Below are 14,937 nucleotides of genomic sequence, written 5' to 3'. Positions count from 1 at the left end.
CGGTTTCCAATCCGGCCAGGAGATTGCATGATGATTATCGATATCCATGGACACTATACGACCGAACCTGCCGCGCTCGGACTGTTTCGCGACAGGCAACTGGCGGCCCTGGCCGATGCAGGGAGGCGGCCATCGCCCGCCTCCCTGACGATCAGCGACGAGGAACTGATCGCAAGCGTGCAGCCGCAGATCAAGAAACAGCAGGAGCGCGGCGGCGACCTGACGATCTTTTCCCCGCGTGCTTCCGGAATGGCCCATCACGTCGGATCGGCCGAGGTTTCCGCCGAGTGGACGTCTATCTGCAACGATCTGGTTCATCGCGTCTGCGAATTGCTGCCGCAGAACTTCGCGCCTGTCGGCCAGCTTCCGCAATTTCCGGGTCGGGCGCCTTCGGAGTGCATTGCGGAGTTGCGGCGGATCGTCGAGGAACTCGGCTTCGTCGGCGTGAACCTCAATCCCGATCCCTCGGGTGGCCACTGGTCCGGCGAGCCGATCACGGACCGGTCCTGGTATCCGCTTTACGAGGTGATGTGCGAACTGGAGGTGCCGGCGATGATTCACGTGTCATCGTCCTGCAACCACAACTTCCATGCCACCGGCGCGCATTACATCAACGCCGACACGACCGCCTTCATGCAGCTTGTGCAGGGCGACCTCTTCAAGGATTTCCCGGAGCTCAAATTCGTCATACCGCACGGCGGCGGCGCCGTTCCCTATCATTGGGGACGCTACAGGGGACTGGCACAGGAGTTGAAGCGCCCACTGCTGTCCGACCATCTCCTTGGCAACGTGTTCTTCGACACTTGCGTCTACCATCTTCCGGGAATGGAATTGCTGGCGAAGGTCATTCCGACCGACAACATCCTGTTCGCCTCGGAAATGCTCGGCGCCGTCAAAGGCATCGACCCGGAGACGGGCCACTACTACGACGACACCAAGCGCTACATCGACGCGCTGGACTTCCTCGACGCGGAGCAACGTCACAAGATTTTCGAAGGCAATGCGCGACGGGTGTATCCGCGGCTCGACAAGCGCCTTTCCAAACTCGCGGCCGGCGGTGCCGCCAGTGCCGCCAAGGCAGGAATGGTCGCATGAGTGCCTTCCAGCATTTGAATGGCATGATTGCCAGGCTCGAAGCCGGGCAGCCGGTGTTTTCCATGTTCGCACCGACGAACATCGAGGTGGCGGTGGAATTGCAGGCGTCTCCCTATGACGGTGTCGTCTTCGAGGGCGAACATCGCGGGTGGGATATCAACGGCCTGCGCGACAGCCTGCAATACCTTCTCAACCGCCGCCAGGTCGCCGAGCACGGCTCGCTTGCGCCGGCGGTGACGCCGCTCGCGCGCATTCCAGCCAATGGGGCCGAGCTCAACCAGTTCCTGGCCAAGCAGGCGCTGGATATCGGCTGCTACGGCGTCGTCTGGCCGCATATCAGCACGGTCGAGGAAGCCTATAACGCGGTGGCCGCCTGCCGTTATCCGCGCCTGAAGGACAAGCCGCTCTACGAGCCCGCCGGAATTCGCGGCGACGGGCCGGTAGTTGCTGCGCGGTATTGGGGGGTTTCGCAGCAGGAATATTACGAGCGCGCCGATGTCTGGCCGCTTGCCCCGCGCGGAGATATCCTGGCGATCCTGCAGATCGAGGACATGCAGGGCATCGACAACCTGCGCGACATTCTCCGGAACGTTCCCGGCATCGGCGTCATTCTCGTCGGCGAAGGGGATCTCAGCCAGGAACTGGGCTACCCCCGACAGACCGAACATCCCGCGGTTCTGGAGGCGATCGAGGCCGTCGCGCGGATCTGCAACGAGCATGGCGTCATTGTCGGCCATCCCCATGCCAGTGCCGCCAATGCTCCGCGGCTGATGGAACAGGGATTCCGCTTCATGATGTGCGCGGCGCCGCGAACCTTCGGACCGATAACCGCCTTGAAAGAGGCCTGCACTTAGGTGGAGCAGGCTGGGGCCGGACCGTTCCGGGGGTAGCGATGGGCGGTCGTCTTCGGCGGCCGCCGACATGCGCAATGCCGCATGTTGCGTTGGCGTCTTGCTGCTAGATCGGCTGCATCTTCCGCATGTCGCTCAACTGGCGTTTCATCTGGTGGATCCTCGTATGGTCGTCGGCGGGGCGGCGCATCGCGACGCTGGTCGACAGGATGTCGATGACGACCAGGGCTGCGATGCGGGAGATCGTCGGCGTGTACATGTTGGTGTTTTCCAGCGTCTCGACGATCAGGACGACATCGCAATAATGCGTCAGGGGCGATTCCGATCCGGTGAGACAGATGACGGTCGCGCCATTTTCCCGCGCAATCCGGGCGATCTCGATGATCGAACGGGTCGTTCCCGTGTTGGAAATGACGAAGGCCACGTCGCCCGGCTTCATCATCGATGCGACCATCAACTGTTGATGGGAATCGAGCTCTGCAACGCAGGGCACGCCGAAGAGCGGAAATTTCTGCTGCGCGTCGCGTGCGACGATGCCCGACGCGCCGAACCCGAAAAACACGATGGAACGGGCCGCGGCCAGGGCATCGATCGCCTTGTGCAGAGCCGCCTTGTCTAGCTTGGAGCGAGCCCAATCCAGGCTCGTCATCGTATAGTCGAAAATCTTCTCGGTGACGGCTTCGGGCGTGTCCGTGTCGAGAAGGACCGAATGCGTCGCCGGCGTGCCGAAGGCGAGGCTTTGCGCCAGCTTGATCTTGAAATCCTGGAAGCCGCTACAGCCGATTGCGGTGGCAAAGCGAAGGACGGTCGGCTGGCTGACGTCGGCCAATTGCGCGGTTTCGCCCACAGTGGCATTCATGATGCGGTGGGGATCTTCAAGAACGATATCGGCAACCTTGCGGTCCGACTTGCGCAGGTCCGGGCGCATCGTCCTGATGATCTCGATCATGTTGCGGCCGCTATTGCTTCTGACTTCCGAATCCATCGACTACTTTGCCTTTTCGTGCCGGCCCGCTCATATGTTAAATCCGGCGTCGGGAAAATGAAACCGGAGCGATGCCTAGTCCCGCTGCCATTCGTAGCAGACACCGGTTTGTGCACGCCGAATGTCCAGGTCTCGCGATGAGGCCGCGGCCTGATCGATCACGGCCGGATCCTCGGTGTTGAAGTCGAACAATCCGTAGTGATGCGCCACCAGGTGGGCGGCGCCGACACCGTGTGCGGTTTCGATGGCCTCCTCCAGGGTGAAGTTGCCCGGCACGCCGTTGTCGCTGAGGTCAGGCCGGCGGCCGTTGACCGGCAGAAGCACAATGCCGGGAGCCTGGGCTGCGATCTCATCCCAGAGCCCTTCGAACGGGACGCAATCGCCAGAATGCCAGATGCGCAATCCGCCGGCCTCGATGACGTAGCCGAGAAAGCGATGATTGCCGGCCCGGTCCGTTTCCAGGGTCTCGTGGGCGGCGCGGGTTGCGGTGATCGTCAGTCCCGCGAAGGGGTGGATAATCTCGCCGGCGTCGACAAGTGCCATTCGGTCTTCGGACAGACCGGACCGATCCAGCGCCTGCTGACGCGCGGCGCGGGGTGCAACGAAGACGGCAGCCGGGTTGGTCGCGAAGAGCGCCGGCAGTGTGCCGGGATCCATGTGGTCCGTATGGGCGTGGGTGCTGAGAACGAGGTCGACCGATCCGCATTCGCCTGGCTCGATCGGCGGGGGCATCATCCGCACATGCGGGCGCGGCGTATCCCGGTATTTCTCGAAAAGCGAGTCCGACAGATACGGGTCGACAACGAGCCGGCGGCCGGCCATCTCCAGGATGAATCCCGCCTGGCCAAGCCAGTAGAACCGGATGCCATCGGCCGGTGGCGACGTCATCTGGGTGGAGAGCCTACCGTCGAGTTTCCTTTCCACCAGACGGCCGGCCATCGTCATGCCCTCAGCGCGGCGAGAAGGTTGTCCGCGGCAATCCTCGTCGCCCGTTCGACGCTCTCGGCCGTGAACCCGCCGATATGGCTGGTCGCGATCACCCTGGGATGCGACGCGAGCGCCAGCGAGGTCGGCGGCTCCTCGTCGAACACGTCGGTGGCATAGGTCGAGATCCGGCCGTCATCGAGAGCATCGAGCAAGGCTGCCTCCTCGATCAGTTTCGATCGGGCGGTATTTACGATGACCTGGCCCGGCCGGCTGTTTGCCAGCCTTTCCGCCGTCAACAGCGCGGAGCCGTCGCGGGGCAGGGGGCAGTGGAGGGTCAGCACATCCGCCGCGGCAATGATCTCGTCTACCTCCGCATAGGCGAAGGAAGCGGATGGCAGGTCGAGGTTCGGGCGCATGGGGTCGAAGGCGAGCACCTTCGCGCCAAGCGCAATGACCATGCGGGCGACTTCACGGCCGATGGCGCCGCAGCCGATGATACCGATCGTGCGTCCCCGGATTTCCAGCCCGCGGACGCGCGGCCAGCCTCCCGCCTTGATGCCGGCATCGGCGAGCGGGATGGAGCGCAGGGCGCTGAACATCAGGCCGATGGTCAGTTCGGCCACGCCCATCGCATTGGCGCCCTCGGCGATCATCACCTGGACGCCGCGTTCGTTGAGCGTTTCGATCGGCAGGTTGTCGACGCCGACGCCGTTGCGGCTGATGACCTTCAGCTTGTCGGCGGCAGCGATGATCCTGGGGGTGACCGGTTCGACGCCGGCCAGCCAGCCGACGCAGTCCGGCACGAGCGTGATGAGTTCCTGCTCGGTCGGCATGGCGCCGGCGGTCGAATAGACGATGTCGAAGCCGAGTTGTCTCAGCCGCTCGACTTCGGGATGCGGCTCTGCCGTCAACGAACGCGGGGTGACGAGGATTCTCTGGCCCATGCTCATCGCCCCGCCGCCTGGATGGCGATCCTGGAGATCTCGTCGAAGGACGGACCGGAGGTCGGGATCGTCACATCGAAGACTTCGGCGATGACCTGCGTCCAGCCATGGAGGAAATAGGTCCAGCCGTCTTCGATCCGAAGGGACTTCCCGGCCTGCTGGCGTCGCGCCTGATCGAGGAAGACGAGATCGCCCCGGTAGTTGAGGTCCCAGGCGACGGCATGTTGCGGGAACTCCGCCGCATCGGTCAGCGGCGAACCGGGCGCGTCCTTGCCGAGGCCGGTGGCGTTGATCACCAGCGAGCCGGGCTTCAGCGTCTTCAGGACGGCGTCGTTCGCTTCCGGGGTCTCGGCCAGCAGATATTCGACCGGCACGTCGCTTTCGACCTGCTGATGAATGCGCCTGATCTCGTCCAGCCGATGCTGGCTGCGGTTGGTAACGACGATCCTGGCCGGGACGTTGCCGCCGCGGCTCTTGCGCATCAGGTGCCAGCTCAGGGCAATGGTGGAGCCGCCGGCGCCCATCGAAAACAGGTCGGCGCTGGTCCTTGCGAAGTAGTCTTCCCCGAGAAAGCCGTCGATCGCCAGGCCCGACGAGATCGGGTCCTTGGCATGGCAGACCAGCCTGCCGCCGCGTTTCGAAATGCAGCTCGTCTCGTCCATGAGGAGCGCATGCTCGTCGACGGTGTCGAACAGGTCGCGGCAGGCGTGGAAGAGGTCGATCTTGTGGGTTGTGACCAGCGCGCCGAGCGAGAGCGGGTCGTCGCGGATGAACTCGACGGCTGCCCGGTAGGCGGCGGGGTCGTCGTGCAGCTTGAAGTCGATGCCCTTGATGACCGCGCCCTTCAGGCCGAGATATTCGGCCCAGGCGGGAAAGACCTTCATGATCGAGCTTTTGGTGGTGGTCACGCCGATGAAGTAGAGCGTGGGTTGCGTGGCGGGTTGGTAGCTCACCGGCGGCGCTCCAGTGCTTCCTTGGCGATGCCGACTGCGGCCCTGGCGTTCTTCGCGATGTCGGCGAAGCGGCCCTCACGGATGTCTTCCGTCTTGGCGATCCATGTGCCGCCCACCGCAATGACCTGCCGGATGGCGAGCCAGTCCCCGATCGTAGCCTCCGTGACGCCGCCGGTCGGGATGAAGCGGATACCGAGATGGGCGAAGGGGGCGGAGATGCCGGAAAGGGCTTTCGGGCCACCTGCCACGCCGGCGGGAAAGAACTTGGCCAGCCGCACGCCACGCGCTGCTGCGAGCGTCAGGTCGGTGGGCGTCATGATGCCGGGGCAGAACGGCAGATCCGCTGCCTTCGCCGCATCGACGATGTCGGGATCGTAGCCCGGCGCCAGGCCGAAGCGGGCCCCGGCGGCGATCGCCCGATCGAGACTCCCCTTATCGAGAATCGTGCCGGCGCCGATGCACAGTTCCGGCCGCGCGTCGCGCATGGCGGCGAGCACGTCGGCGGCCGCTTCGGTGCGGAAGGTGATTTCGGCGACCGGAAGGCCGCCCTCGAGCAGCGCATCGGCAAGTGCCACGGCATCGCTGGCCCGCTCGATGGCGATGACCGGAACCACGCCCAGTCCCGCAATGATGTCGATCGGATTACTCATAGGGAATTCCTCGCTGCTGCCTTCAGGCATATGTCTTCATCAGTTGCCGGACCGTCTCGCTGCTCCGGGGCGCGTAGGCGGAATTCTCGACGAGTTCCCATCCGCCCTCGTCGGTCGCGAGGACGCGGTGGCGCATGCCGTTCGAGTTTTCGATGATGCCGTAGTCCTGCCCGCTGTCGGAGGGGTAGGCGAAGACCATGACGAGATCCTCGTCGCCGACATTGATCGAGCGGTGGATCCAGAAGGGTGGGACGTAGCAGATCGTCTGCGGCCGGACCTCGACGATGCGCGTCTCGCCTTCCGGTGATTCCAGCTGCATCAGGCCGTAGCCCTTCTGTCCGTAGTAGATTTCCGGGCGGTCCGCCTTCGCGTGGATATGGCCGCGGGTGAGGAAATATTCGCGGCCGATGCGTCCCGGGCTCATGTGCGTGACGCCGTAGATCAGGTCGCCGGAATGGGATCCCGGCCGGAAGTCCTCCACGGCATAGACGACCGGATCGTTGAGCGAGGCGACAAGAGCGGCGTGCGCCTCGGCATCGGCATAAAGTCCCGCCAGGTCGCTCAGCCGTTTTTCATAGCGGCCGGTATTTCCGCTCAACCCGCCTGCGCGCGGATCGACAACGCTGGCGACAGGTTCTCGTAACATATGTGAATCCTCCATTTGGTAGTAAAAATACATAAAATGATCGACTGAGACACGCAACCCCCATTTTTCGTTGCGACGCAGCATAGATTGTGCGGATTTTGGGCCTGGTTATGATTGACGAGGATAAATTTTGTAATTATGATACATTTAATCGATGGGCATGCGGACCCCTAACCGGGGGCTTCGGGAGCTCAAAAGAGTTGTCTACTGGAGGAGGAGAAATCATGAAAACTGTCAAAACTGCCGCCATGCGGCTCGCATTGGCTGCTGCCACATCGCTCGTGGCAATGTCCGCAGCCCAGGCTGCCGATTGCAAGATCGGCATCTCGATGAAGACGCTGGACGCTCCCTATTTCGCGGCCCAGGACGTGTCGGCGAAGAAGAAAGCCGAAGAACTGGGTTGCGAGGTGATCTCCGTCGATGGCCAGAACGACCTGAACAAGCAGGTGGCCGACGTCGAAGACATGGTCGCGCAGGGCATAGGCGCCTTGATCATCAATCCGCGCGACAGCAAGGGCCTGGTTCCCGCGGTGAATGCCGCGACCGCAGCCGGTGTCCACGTGTTCGTAATCGACTCTACGATCGACCCGCAGGCCAATTTCGTGACGCTCGTTCAGTCGTCCAATAGCCAGAACGGCCTGCTCGTTGGTCAATGGCTGGCCGACAACACCAAGGGCAAGGACCTGAAGATCGCGCTGATCTCCGGCGACAAGGGCAACGAGGTCGGCCAGGAGCGCCGTCTCGGCGTGCTTGCCGGACTGCTCGAGGGCCAGCTTCGCAACGAGGGCCGCGCACGCTTCGAAGTCGTCGGCCAGGGCTGGGGCGGCTGGACCAACGAGGGCGGCCTCAAGGCCATGGAAGACCTCCTGACGGCCAATCCGGACGTCAACGTCGTGCTCGGCGAGAACGATTCGATGGTTCTGGGCGCCCAGAAGGCGCTCGGTGGTTCCTCGGACGTCCTGCTTCTGGCGGCCGCTGATGGCCAGAAGGAGGCGCTTCAGGCGATCAAGGACGGCAAGTACGGCGCCACCGGCCTGAACGATCCGGCCCTTGTCGCATCGACGGCCGTCGAACTGGCCAAGAAGGCGATCGACGGCGATCTTCCGTCTGACATCTCCAAGATCACCTACACGACGCCGACGGCCATCACCAAGGAGAACGTCGACAACTATCTCAAGCAGGACGCCGTATTCTAGGCTGGCATCCTCCCGGGCAGCCGGCGCCGGACAGGCGTCGGCTGCATCCTTGCAGTGAAGCGGCGGGCATGCCTGCCGCGGCCCTGTCGGCGGTCGCCGGTCGACAGGCAATGATCAGAACTCGGCTATGGAAAACCTGGTAGAACTGAGCGGCATTCGCAAATCGTTCGGCGGCGTCCGTGCCCTGCAGGGGGTGGACTTCTCGCTTCGTCCCGGCGAGGTCCATGCCTTGCTCGGAGAGAACGGCGCGGGCAAGTCGACGCTGATGAGGGTTTTGGGCGGCGAATATGTTGCCGATGCCGGAACGGTGACGGTCTCAGGCGAGCAGCAGCAGTTCCGCGGTCCGATGGATGCGCTGGAAAAGGGCATTGCGATCATCCACCAGGAGATGGCGCTCGCCACCGATCTCACCGTCGCCGAGAACATCTTTCTGGCAAAAATCCCCTCTCTCATTTCCTGGAGCGATCTGAACCGAAGGGCGAGGGAGCTGATTTCCAGCCTCGGCTTCGCCATCTCGCCTTCCGCTACGGTGGGCGACCTGTCGGTCGCGCACCAGCAGGTCGTCGAAATCGCCAAGGCCCTTTCGCGCAATGCCGCCGTCATGGTGTTCGACGAGCCGACCGCAGTGCTTTCGGCCCGTGACGCCGAGCGACTGCTGGACATCATCGCCACGCTGCGCGAGCGCGGCGTCGGCATCATCTACATCTCGCACCGGCTCGACGAGGTCTTCCGCATCGCCGATCGCATCACGGTGATGAAGGACGGATCGTCCGTCGCGACGGTCGAACGCATGGACGTCGAGATCGACGACGTCATCCGCATGATGGTCGGCCGGTCGCTGAAGGCGCTGTTCGGCGAGGACGTCGAGCGCAAGGCGGGCGACGAAGTGCTGCGCATCGAAAACCTGTCGGACGGCGCCCGCATCAAAGGCGCGTCGCTCAGCATCCGGGCCGGCGAAATCGTGGGGCTCGGCGGCCTTGTCGGTGCCGGCCGCACCGAACTCGTGCGAATGATCTTCGGCGCCGAGCGGGCGCTGTCGGGAAAGATCTTCCTTCGTGGCCGTGAGGTGAAGATCAGGAGCCCCCGCCATGCGGTTAAGGCGGGCATCGGTCTCGTGCCCGAAAGCCGCAAGGAGCAGGGGCTCGTGCTCGATTTTCCGATCCGGGTGAATGCGACGATGGCGCGGCTGTCCCCGCTCGTCAACGCCCTCGGATTCGTGCGCCGTTCAAAGGAAATGTCGGCCGTCGAGAAACTGGCCACGCGGCTGCGGCTCAAGGCCGGCAGCCTCAACGATCCGGCTTCCAGCCTCTCGGGCGGAAACCAGCAGAAGGTGGTGCTGGCGAAATGGTTTCATGCCGACGGGGACCTGTTGATCTTCGACGAACCCACCCGCGGCGTCGATGTCGGCGCCAAGACGGAGATCTACTCGCTGATCAAGTCTCTCGCCGCCGAGGGACGCGCGGTGCTGGTGATCTCGTCCGAACATATCGAACTTTTCGGCCTGTGCGACCGCATCCTCGTGATGCGCGAAGGCCAGCTGACGGGATCGCTCGAGCCCGCCGACTACACCGAAGAGAAGCTGCTGCGGCTCGCGATGGTCAATTCCGCCACCGCCGAAGCCGCCGCAATTCATTGAATGGGTAACGCCGTGGCAGACATCACCGAAACCGCTCCCCGCTCCAGCCAGTTCAACATCGGCAACATCATGCACCGATACGGCACCGTGGCGATCCTGGTCGCGCTGCTGATCGTGGCGACGTCGATGTCGGACGTTTTCCTGACGGAGCGCAATCTCATCAACGTCCTGCGCCAGAGCGCCGGCACCAGCCTGATGGCGGTCGGCATGCTGTTCGTCATCCTGACGCGCGGGATCGACCTGTCCGTCGGATCGATCGCGGCGCTCGGAAGTATCGTCTGCGCGATCCTGATCCAGCAATACGGAGCCGGTCTCTCCATCGGTGCGGCACTCGCGGCAGGCGGTGCATGCGGGCTGGTTTCCGGCGTTCTCATCGCCTTCCTGAAGCTGCCCCCGTTCGTCACGACGCTGGCGATGATGACCGTGGCCCGGGGGCTGTCGCTGATCGTGTCCGCCGGGCAGCCCATCCAGATGGGCGATGCGGGCATGCTGATCGTTGATTTCGGATCTCTTTCGTTTGCCGGCATCCCCTATCCGGTCTGGCTGATGGCCGTCGTCTTCGTCATCGCCGGGATCGTGCTGACGTTCACGCGCTTCGGCCGCCTGGTGAAGGCGATCGGCTCCAATATCGAGGCCGTGCGCCTCTCGGGCATCCCGGTCGCCTTCTACACGACCTCCGTCTACGTGATTTCCGGCGTTCTCGCCGCGGCAGCCGGCATCGTCTCCACTAGCCGCACCGGTATCGGTTCCGCCAATATCGGCGTCGGTGCGGAACTGGACGCGATCGCCGCGGTCGTCATCGGCGGCGCCAGCCTGATGGGTGGCCGCGGCGGCGTGTTCAACACGTTCATCGGGGTCATTGTACTCGGCATCATTGCCAATATGATGAACCTGGCCCGCGTGCCCGGCTACCATCAGCAGGTGTTCATGGGGTGCATCATCATCGGGGCCATGCTGCTGCAATACGCCTCCAACTGGTTCCGCAGGTAAGCGGCGGGCCATTCAGAACAGATCGACATGTCACAAGAGCTTTTTCTCGCAATTGATGTCGGGACGGGCAGTGTCCGCGCGGCGCTGCTCGACACCCGGGGCAAGATCCTCGCCGTGGCGAGCCGGGAACACGAGCAGATCGTTCCGCAATTCGGATGGTCGGAGCAGCGTCCCCGCGACTGGTGGGACGGTGTCGTCGCGGCCACTCGCGCGGTGCTGGACCAGGTGCCGTCCGCCGCAAGCCGTGTCGCGGCCGTTGCAGGCTGCGGCCAGATGCATGGAACTGTGCTGGTCGACGATCGCGGCGAACTGGTGCGGGAAACCGCTCCGTTGTGGAACGACAAGCGTACCGTCGACTATGTGACGGCCTTCGAGGCGGCGCACCCTCCGCATTCCTATCTCGGCGACAGCGCCAACCCGCCGACGCCGGCCTGGCCGGGCTTCAAGCTGCAATGGCTGCGCGACAACGATGCCGCAGCCTACCGGGCAGCCGCTGCGGTGCTGATGCCGAAGGACTACATCAACCTACGGCTAACCGGCGAAATGGCGATGGACCGCAATGATGGCGGTGCGAGCTTCCTGATGGACCCCGGCACCGGCCAATGGTCGGAGAAGATGGTCAGGCTCCTGGATCTCGATGCGAAAAAGCTCGCCCCGCTGCGCAATCCCGTCGAGATCCTGGGGCGCGTCACGGCGAAGGCTGCGCTGGAAACCGGCTTGCGCGAGGGCACGCCGGTTCTGGTCGGCGGGGCGGACTATCCGGTGGCATTGCTCGGATCCGGCGTCTGCCGGCCCGGCGTCGGATCGGAGGTCATGGGAACCTCGGCGATCATCACGGCGATCGCGCGCCAGCCGTTGCTCGACCCCGCCGTTTGCAATGTCGGTACGGTCGAAGGCAACTGGGGCGCATTCATGCTGCTGGAATCCGGCGGCGACTCGATGCGCTGGGCCCGACGCGCCTTCCACGAGAAGCAATTTTCCTATGAGGATATCGTCGCCAAGGCTGCCGAAGCGCCGGCGGGTTCGGAGCGACTGTTCTTCATGCCCTATCTCGCCGGAGAGCGGCTTGGCGATCATCGCAATGCACGGGCGCAATATTTCGGTATCGGCGCCGGCCATGGCCTGGCGCATATGCACCGCGCCGTGCTCGAAGGCGTCGCCTTTGCCGTCAAGCGCCACATCAACATTCTCGACGGCATTTCCGGTGCGCCGCTGGAGCGCGTGATCGCGTCAGGCGGTGGCGCCAGGACGAAGCTCTGGATGACGATCAAGGCGAGCGTCTACGACATCCCGATCCTGGTGCCGAGCGAGCCGGAATGCGGCCTCGTCGGTTGCGCTATCATGGCCGCGACGGCGACCGGGCGCTTCGGCAGCGTAGAGGAAGGCGCCGATCGATATGTCTCCTACGACGAGGAGATCAGGCCGGACCCGCGCTGGGCCGACATCTACCGGCCTATGCAGGCCTTCTTCGAACGGCTCTATGCGCATAGTCAGTCGCTCTATGACGACCTCGACAGGTTGCCGCAATGACCCGCTTCGCCGTGCTTTTCGACATGGACGGCACGCTGGTGGACAGCGAGCCGGCGCATTTCGAGGCGATGGCCGAGGTGCTGCGCCTGCACGGTCATGCCGTACCGGCTGCTCTTGCCGGCATGGTGACAGGCATGACAGGCGCCGACTGCCACGCGCTGCTTGGAGAGCTTACCGGCTTCAAGCCCTCGTTCGAGGCCTATGTTCGCGACAAGTACGGCTTTTACCTGGCCATGGCTTCCGGGCTGGCGATGCGGCCGGGTGCACAATCCGTGCTCGACGCGCTGCAGGACGGAGCGATCCCCTGGGCCATCGTGTCGAACTCGGACCGCATGCTGGTCGATGCCAACCTGAGGGCTGTCGGGTTGCAGCGGCCGGGCCTTGTCTCGGTCTCGCGCAATGACGTGCGCGACGGCAAGCCTCAGGCCGAACCCTACCTTCGTGCGGCCTACCTGCTCGGAAAGGCGCCCTCCGACTGCATCGTCGTCGAGGACAGCGTGCCCGGCGCGATCGCCGGACTGGCTGCGGGCATGACGGTGATCGGCTGGCCGGAGCCGCATCGAAACGATCTGGTCTTTCCAGCGGGCACCGTTCTCGCGGACCCGCACGACCTCCTGACGACGCTTTCCGATTGTCTTGCCGGATTGCGGAGACGATTTGCAAAGGAAACGCTTCATGTATCTCGATAGGTTCAAGCTCACCGACAAGGTCGGCGTCGTAACGGGGGCTGCGCGCGGCATCGGCTACGCGGCCGTCGAGGCGCTGGCCGAGGCGGGGGCGACGGTCGTCCTGACGGACATGAACGCCGATCTTCTGGCCGGGGCCGTCAGGGACCTGAGCGCCAAGGGCTACAAGGTCGACAGCGAGGTGCTGGACGTGACCGATGCCGAAAGGGTGCAGGCCGTGCACGATGCGATCGTTGCCAGGCATGGCCCGGTCGACGTGCTCGTCAACAATGCCGGGATCGCGATCAGCAACCATCCGGCCGAAACCATGGCGGACGAGGTCTGGAACAAGGTGATCGACGTCAATCTCAACGGCGTCTTCTGGTGCTGCCGCGCCTTCGGCAAGACCATGCTGGAACGCGGCGCCGGCAGTATCGTCAACGTCGGCTCCATGTCGGGCTTCATCGTCAACCGGCCGCAGGAACAGGCGAATTACAATGCCTCCAAGGCTGCGGTGCATCACCTGACGAAATCCCTGGCGGCCGAGTGGGGCGCGCGCGGCGTTCGCGTCAATTCGGTGGCGCCGACCTATATCGACACCGAAATGAACAAGTACGTCTACGAGGACGAGGAGATGTATCGCCACTGGGTCGGCGGCACGCCGATGAACCGGCTCGGCCGCACCGACGAGGTGGCTTCGGTCATCCTGTTCCTCGCAAGCGAGGCCTCCAGCCTGATGACGGGATCGATCGTTCTCGCTGACGGAGGCTACGTATGCTGGTGAAGGGCGAAGTCGGAACCGCCAGGGGCGCGCGCTTTCCCGGCCGCTACATACAGCAGGCTGGCGCCATTCAGTCGCTGGGCGTCGAAGCGGCCGCTTTCGGCAGGCGGTCGGCTGTGCTGGTTGACCGCGGGATCTATGATCTCGTCAAGAACGACCTCGTTGCCGCTTTCTCCGGCCAAGTCGAAGCGCAACTGATCCGTCATGGCGGCGAATGTTCGGAAACCCAGATCGCCGCGCTTGTCGCGGCGGCGCAAGCCATCAATGCCGACGTGATCGTCGGCGTCGGTGGCGGCAAGGCGCTCGACACGGCAAAGGCTGCCGCGCGCGACCTCGGCAAGCCGGTCATCGTCTTCCCGACGATCGCGGCTTCCGATGCGCCCTGCAGCGCACTTGCCGTCGTCTATAACGATGACGGCACGGTTGCCTATGACACATTCCTGCCGAGGAACCCGGATCTCGTGCTGGTCGACACCGCGCTGATCGCGAAGGCACCGGCGCGGTTTCTCGCCGCCGGCATCGGCGACGCGCTCGCGACCTGGTACGAGGCAGAGTCCTGCCGGCGCAGCGGCGCCTTCAACTGCATGAAGATGCCGGGCGTCAGCCTTGCCTTCGAGATCGCGCGCAGTTGCCGCGACACGATCTTCGAGTTCGGCGTCACAGCTCTTGCCGAATGCGACGCGAAACACGCCGGCCCCGCGCTGGAGCGCGTGGTCGAGGCGAATATCCTGCTCTCCGGCATCGGTTTCGAGTCCGGTGGCGTGGCTGCGGCGCACGCGATCCATCACGGGCTCTGCGAACTCGACGACGTCCACCATCATCTGCATGGCGAAAAAGTCGCGATCGGCGTTCTGGCCGGGCTCAAGCTCCACGGTGCGGAAGACGAATTCGCCAAGGTCCGCGACTTCTGCGCGTCCGTTCGTCTGCCCACAAGGCTTGCCGACATCGGCATTGTCGATGCGACCGACGAGAAGCTAGCGACCGTTGCCCGGCGCGCCTGCCGGCCCGGCGAGATCATTCACAACGAGCCCATGCGCGTCACGGAGGAGATGGTCGTCGCCGCCTTGAAGGCGCTGATCTGAGGACCG

At 64.1% G+C, this 14,937-nt stretch carries 15 protein-coding genes; 9 read left to right on the top strand and 6 right to left on the bottom strand.

Features of this window, described 5'->3' with window-relative positions; all coding sequences use genetic code 11:
- The first annotated feature begins 30 nt into the window (after positions 1–30).
- Entirely contained in the window at positions 31–1,095 is a 1,065-nt protein-coding gene (locus tag GGQ64_RS13900; RefSeq protein WP_183805462.1) for an amidohydrolase family protein, read from the top strand.
- Positions 1,092–1,949, top strand: a complete 858-nt coding sequence (locus GGQ64_RS13895) for an HpcH/HpaI aldolase family protein (protein WP_183805200.1) — start codon at positions 1,092–1,094, stop codon at positions 1,947–1,949. Before GGQ64_RS13900 ends, GGQ64_RS13895 begins: the two co-directional genes overlap by 4 nt.
- 103 nt (positions 1,950–2,052) lie before the next feature.
- Here the strand turns inward: GGQ64_RS13895 and GGQ64_RS13890 are convergent, their stop codons facing one another.
- From GGQ64_RS13890 to GGQ64_RS13865, 6 genes are all read right to left on the bottom strand, one after another.
- Positions 2,053–2,931, bottom strand: a complete 879-nt coding sequence (locus tag GGQ64_RS13890) for an SIS domain-containing protein (protein ID WP_183805198.1) — start codon at positions 2,929–2,931, stop codon at positions 2,053–2,055.
- Positions 2,932–3,006: 75 nt separating this feature from the next.
- Entirely contained in the window at positions 3,007–3,870 is an 864-nt protein-coding gene (locus GGQ64_RS13885) for an MBL fold metallo-hydrolase (RefSeq protein WP_183805196.1), read from the bottom strand.
- Positions 3,871–3,872: 2 nt separating this feature from the next.
- Positions 3,873–4,802 (bottom strand): NAD(P)-dependent oxidoreductase, encoded by a 930-nt coding sequence (locus GGQ64_RS13880; protein WP_210300252.1) that lies wholly within the window; start codon positions 4,800–4,802, stop codon positions 3,873–3,875.
- 2 nt (positions 4,803–4,804) lie between these two features.
- Positions 4,805–5,755: a shikimate dehydrogenase gene (locus GGQ64_RS13875; RefSeq protein WP_183805192.1), complete on the bottom strand. Its 951-nt coding sequence runs from the start codon at positions 5,753–5,755 to the stop codon at positions 4,805–4,807.
- Positions 5,752–6,405: a bifunctional 4-hydroxy-2-oxoglutarate aldolase/2-dehydro-3-deoxy-phosphogluconate aldolase gene (eda, locus tag GGQ64_RS13870; protein WP_183805190.1), complete on the bottom strand. Its 654-nt coding sequence runs from the start codon at positions 6,403–6,405 to the stop codon at positions 5,752–5,754. The genes GGQ64_RS13875 and eda overlap by 4 nt, the downstream gene beginning before the upstream one ends.
- Before the next feature lie 22 nt (positions 6,406–6,427).
- Complete coding sequence (locus tag GGQ64_RS13865; RefSeq protein WP_183805188.1) at positions 6,428–7,051, bottom strand: glucose-6-phosphate isomerase; 624 nt, start codon at positions 7,049–7,051, stop codon at positions 6,428–6,430.
- A 224-nt stretch (positions 7,052–7,275) separates the two neighbouring features.
- Here GGQ64_RS13865 and GGQ64_RS13860 point away from each other — a divergent pair, with 224 nt between their 5' ends.
- The 7 genes from GGQ64_RS13860 (at position 7,276) to GGQ64_RS13830 (ending at position 14,931) form a co-directional block, all read left to right on the top strand.
- The gene (locus GGQ64_RS13860) at positions 7,276–8,247 is read left to right on the top strand and encodes a substrate-binding domain-containing protein (RefSeq protein ID WP_183805186.1); all 972 of its coding nucleotides are present in this window, start codon (positions 7,276–7,278) and stop codon (positions 8,245–8,247) included.
- 127 nt (positions 8,248–8,374) lie between these two features.
- A complete protein-coding gene (locus GGQ64_RS13855) occupies positions 8,375–9,883 on the top strand; it encodes a sugar ABC transporter ATP-binding protein (protein WP_183805184.1) in 1,509 nt (502 codons plus the stop codon).
- A gap of 69 nt (positions 9,884–9,952) precedes the next feature.
- Complete coding sequence (locus tag GGQ64_RS13850; protein ID WP_246422661.1) at positions 9,953–10,873, top strand: ABC transporter permease; 921 nt, start codon at positions 9,953–9,955, stop codon at positions 10,871–10,873.
- Positions 10,874–10,900: 27 nt separating this feature from the next.
- Complete coding sequence (locus GGQ64_RS13845) at positions 10,901–12,403, top strand: xylulokinase (protein ID WP_183805180.1); 1,503 nt, start codon at positions 10,901–10,903, stop codon at positions 12,401–12,403.
- On the top strand, positions 12,400–13,092 hold the full coding sequence (locus tag GGQ64_RS13840; RefSeq protein WP_183805178.1) for an HAD family hydrolase: 693 nt from the start codon (positions 12,400–12,402) through the stop codon (positions 13,090–13,092). The genes GGQ64_RS13845 and GGQ64_RS13840 overlap by 4 nt, the downstream gene beginning before the upstream one ends.
- Positions 13,079–13,852 carry an SDR family NAD(P)-dependent oxidoreductase gene (locus tag GGQ64_RS13835; RefSeq protein WP_183805176.1) on the top strand — a complete coding sequence of 258 codons (774 nt, stop codon included), beginning with the start codon at positions 13,079–13,081 and terminating at the stop codon, positions 13,850–13,852. The genes GGQ64_RS13840 and GGQ64_RS13835 overlap by 14 nt, the downstream gene beginning before the upstream one ends.
- Positions 13,843–14,931, top strand: a complete 1,089-nt coding sequence (locus tag GGQ64_RS13830) for a glycerol dehydrogenase (protein WP_183805175.1) — start codon at positions 13,843–13,845, stop codon at positions 14,929–14,931. Before GGQ64_RS13835 ends, GGQ64_RS13830 begins: the two co-directional genes overlap by 10 nt.
- The last annotated feature ends 6 nt before the right edge of the window (positions 14,932–14,937 follow it).

This window comes from Mycoplana azooxidifex (genome assembly GCF_014196765.1).
GTDB classification, from domain to species: domain Bacteria; phylum Pseudomonadota; class Alphaproteobacteria; order Rhizobiales; family Rhizobiaceae; genus Mycoplana; species Mycoplana azooxidifex.
Note: the sequence above shows the minus strand (reverse complement) of the source record. Positions and strands in the feature narration are given on the sequence as shown.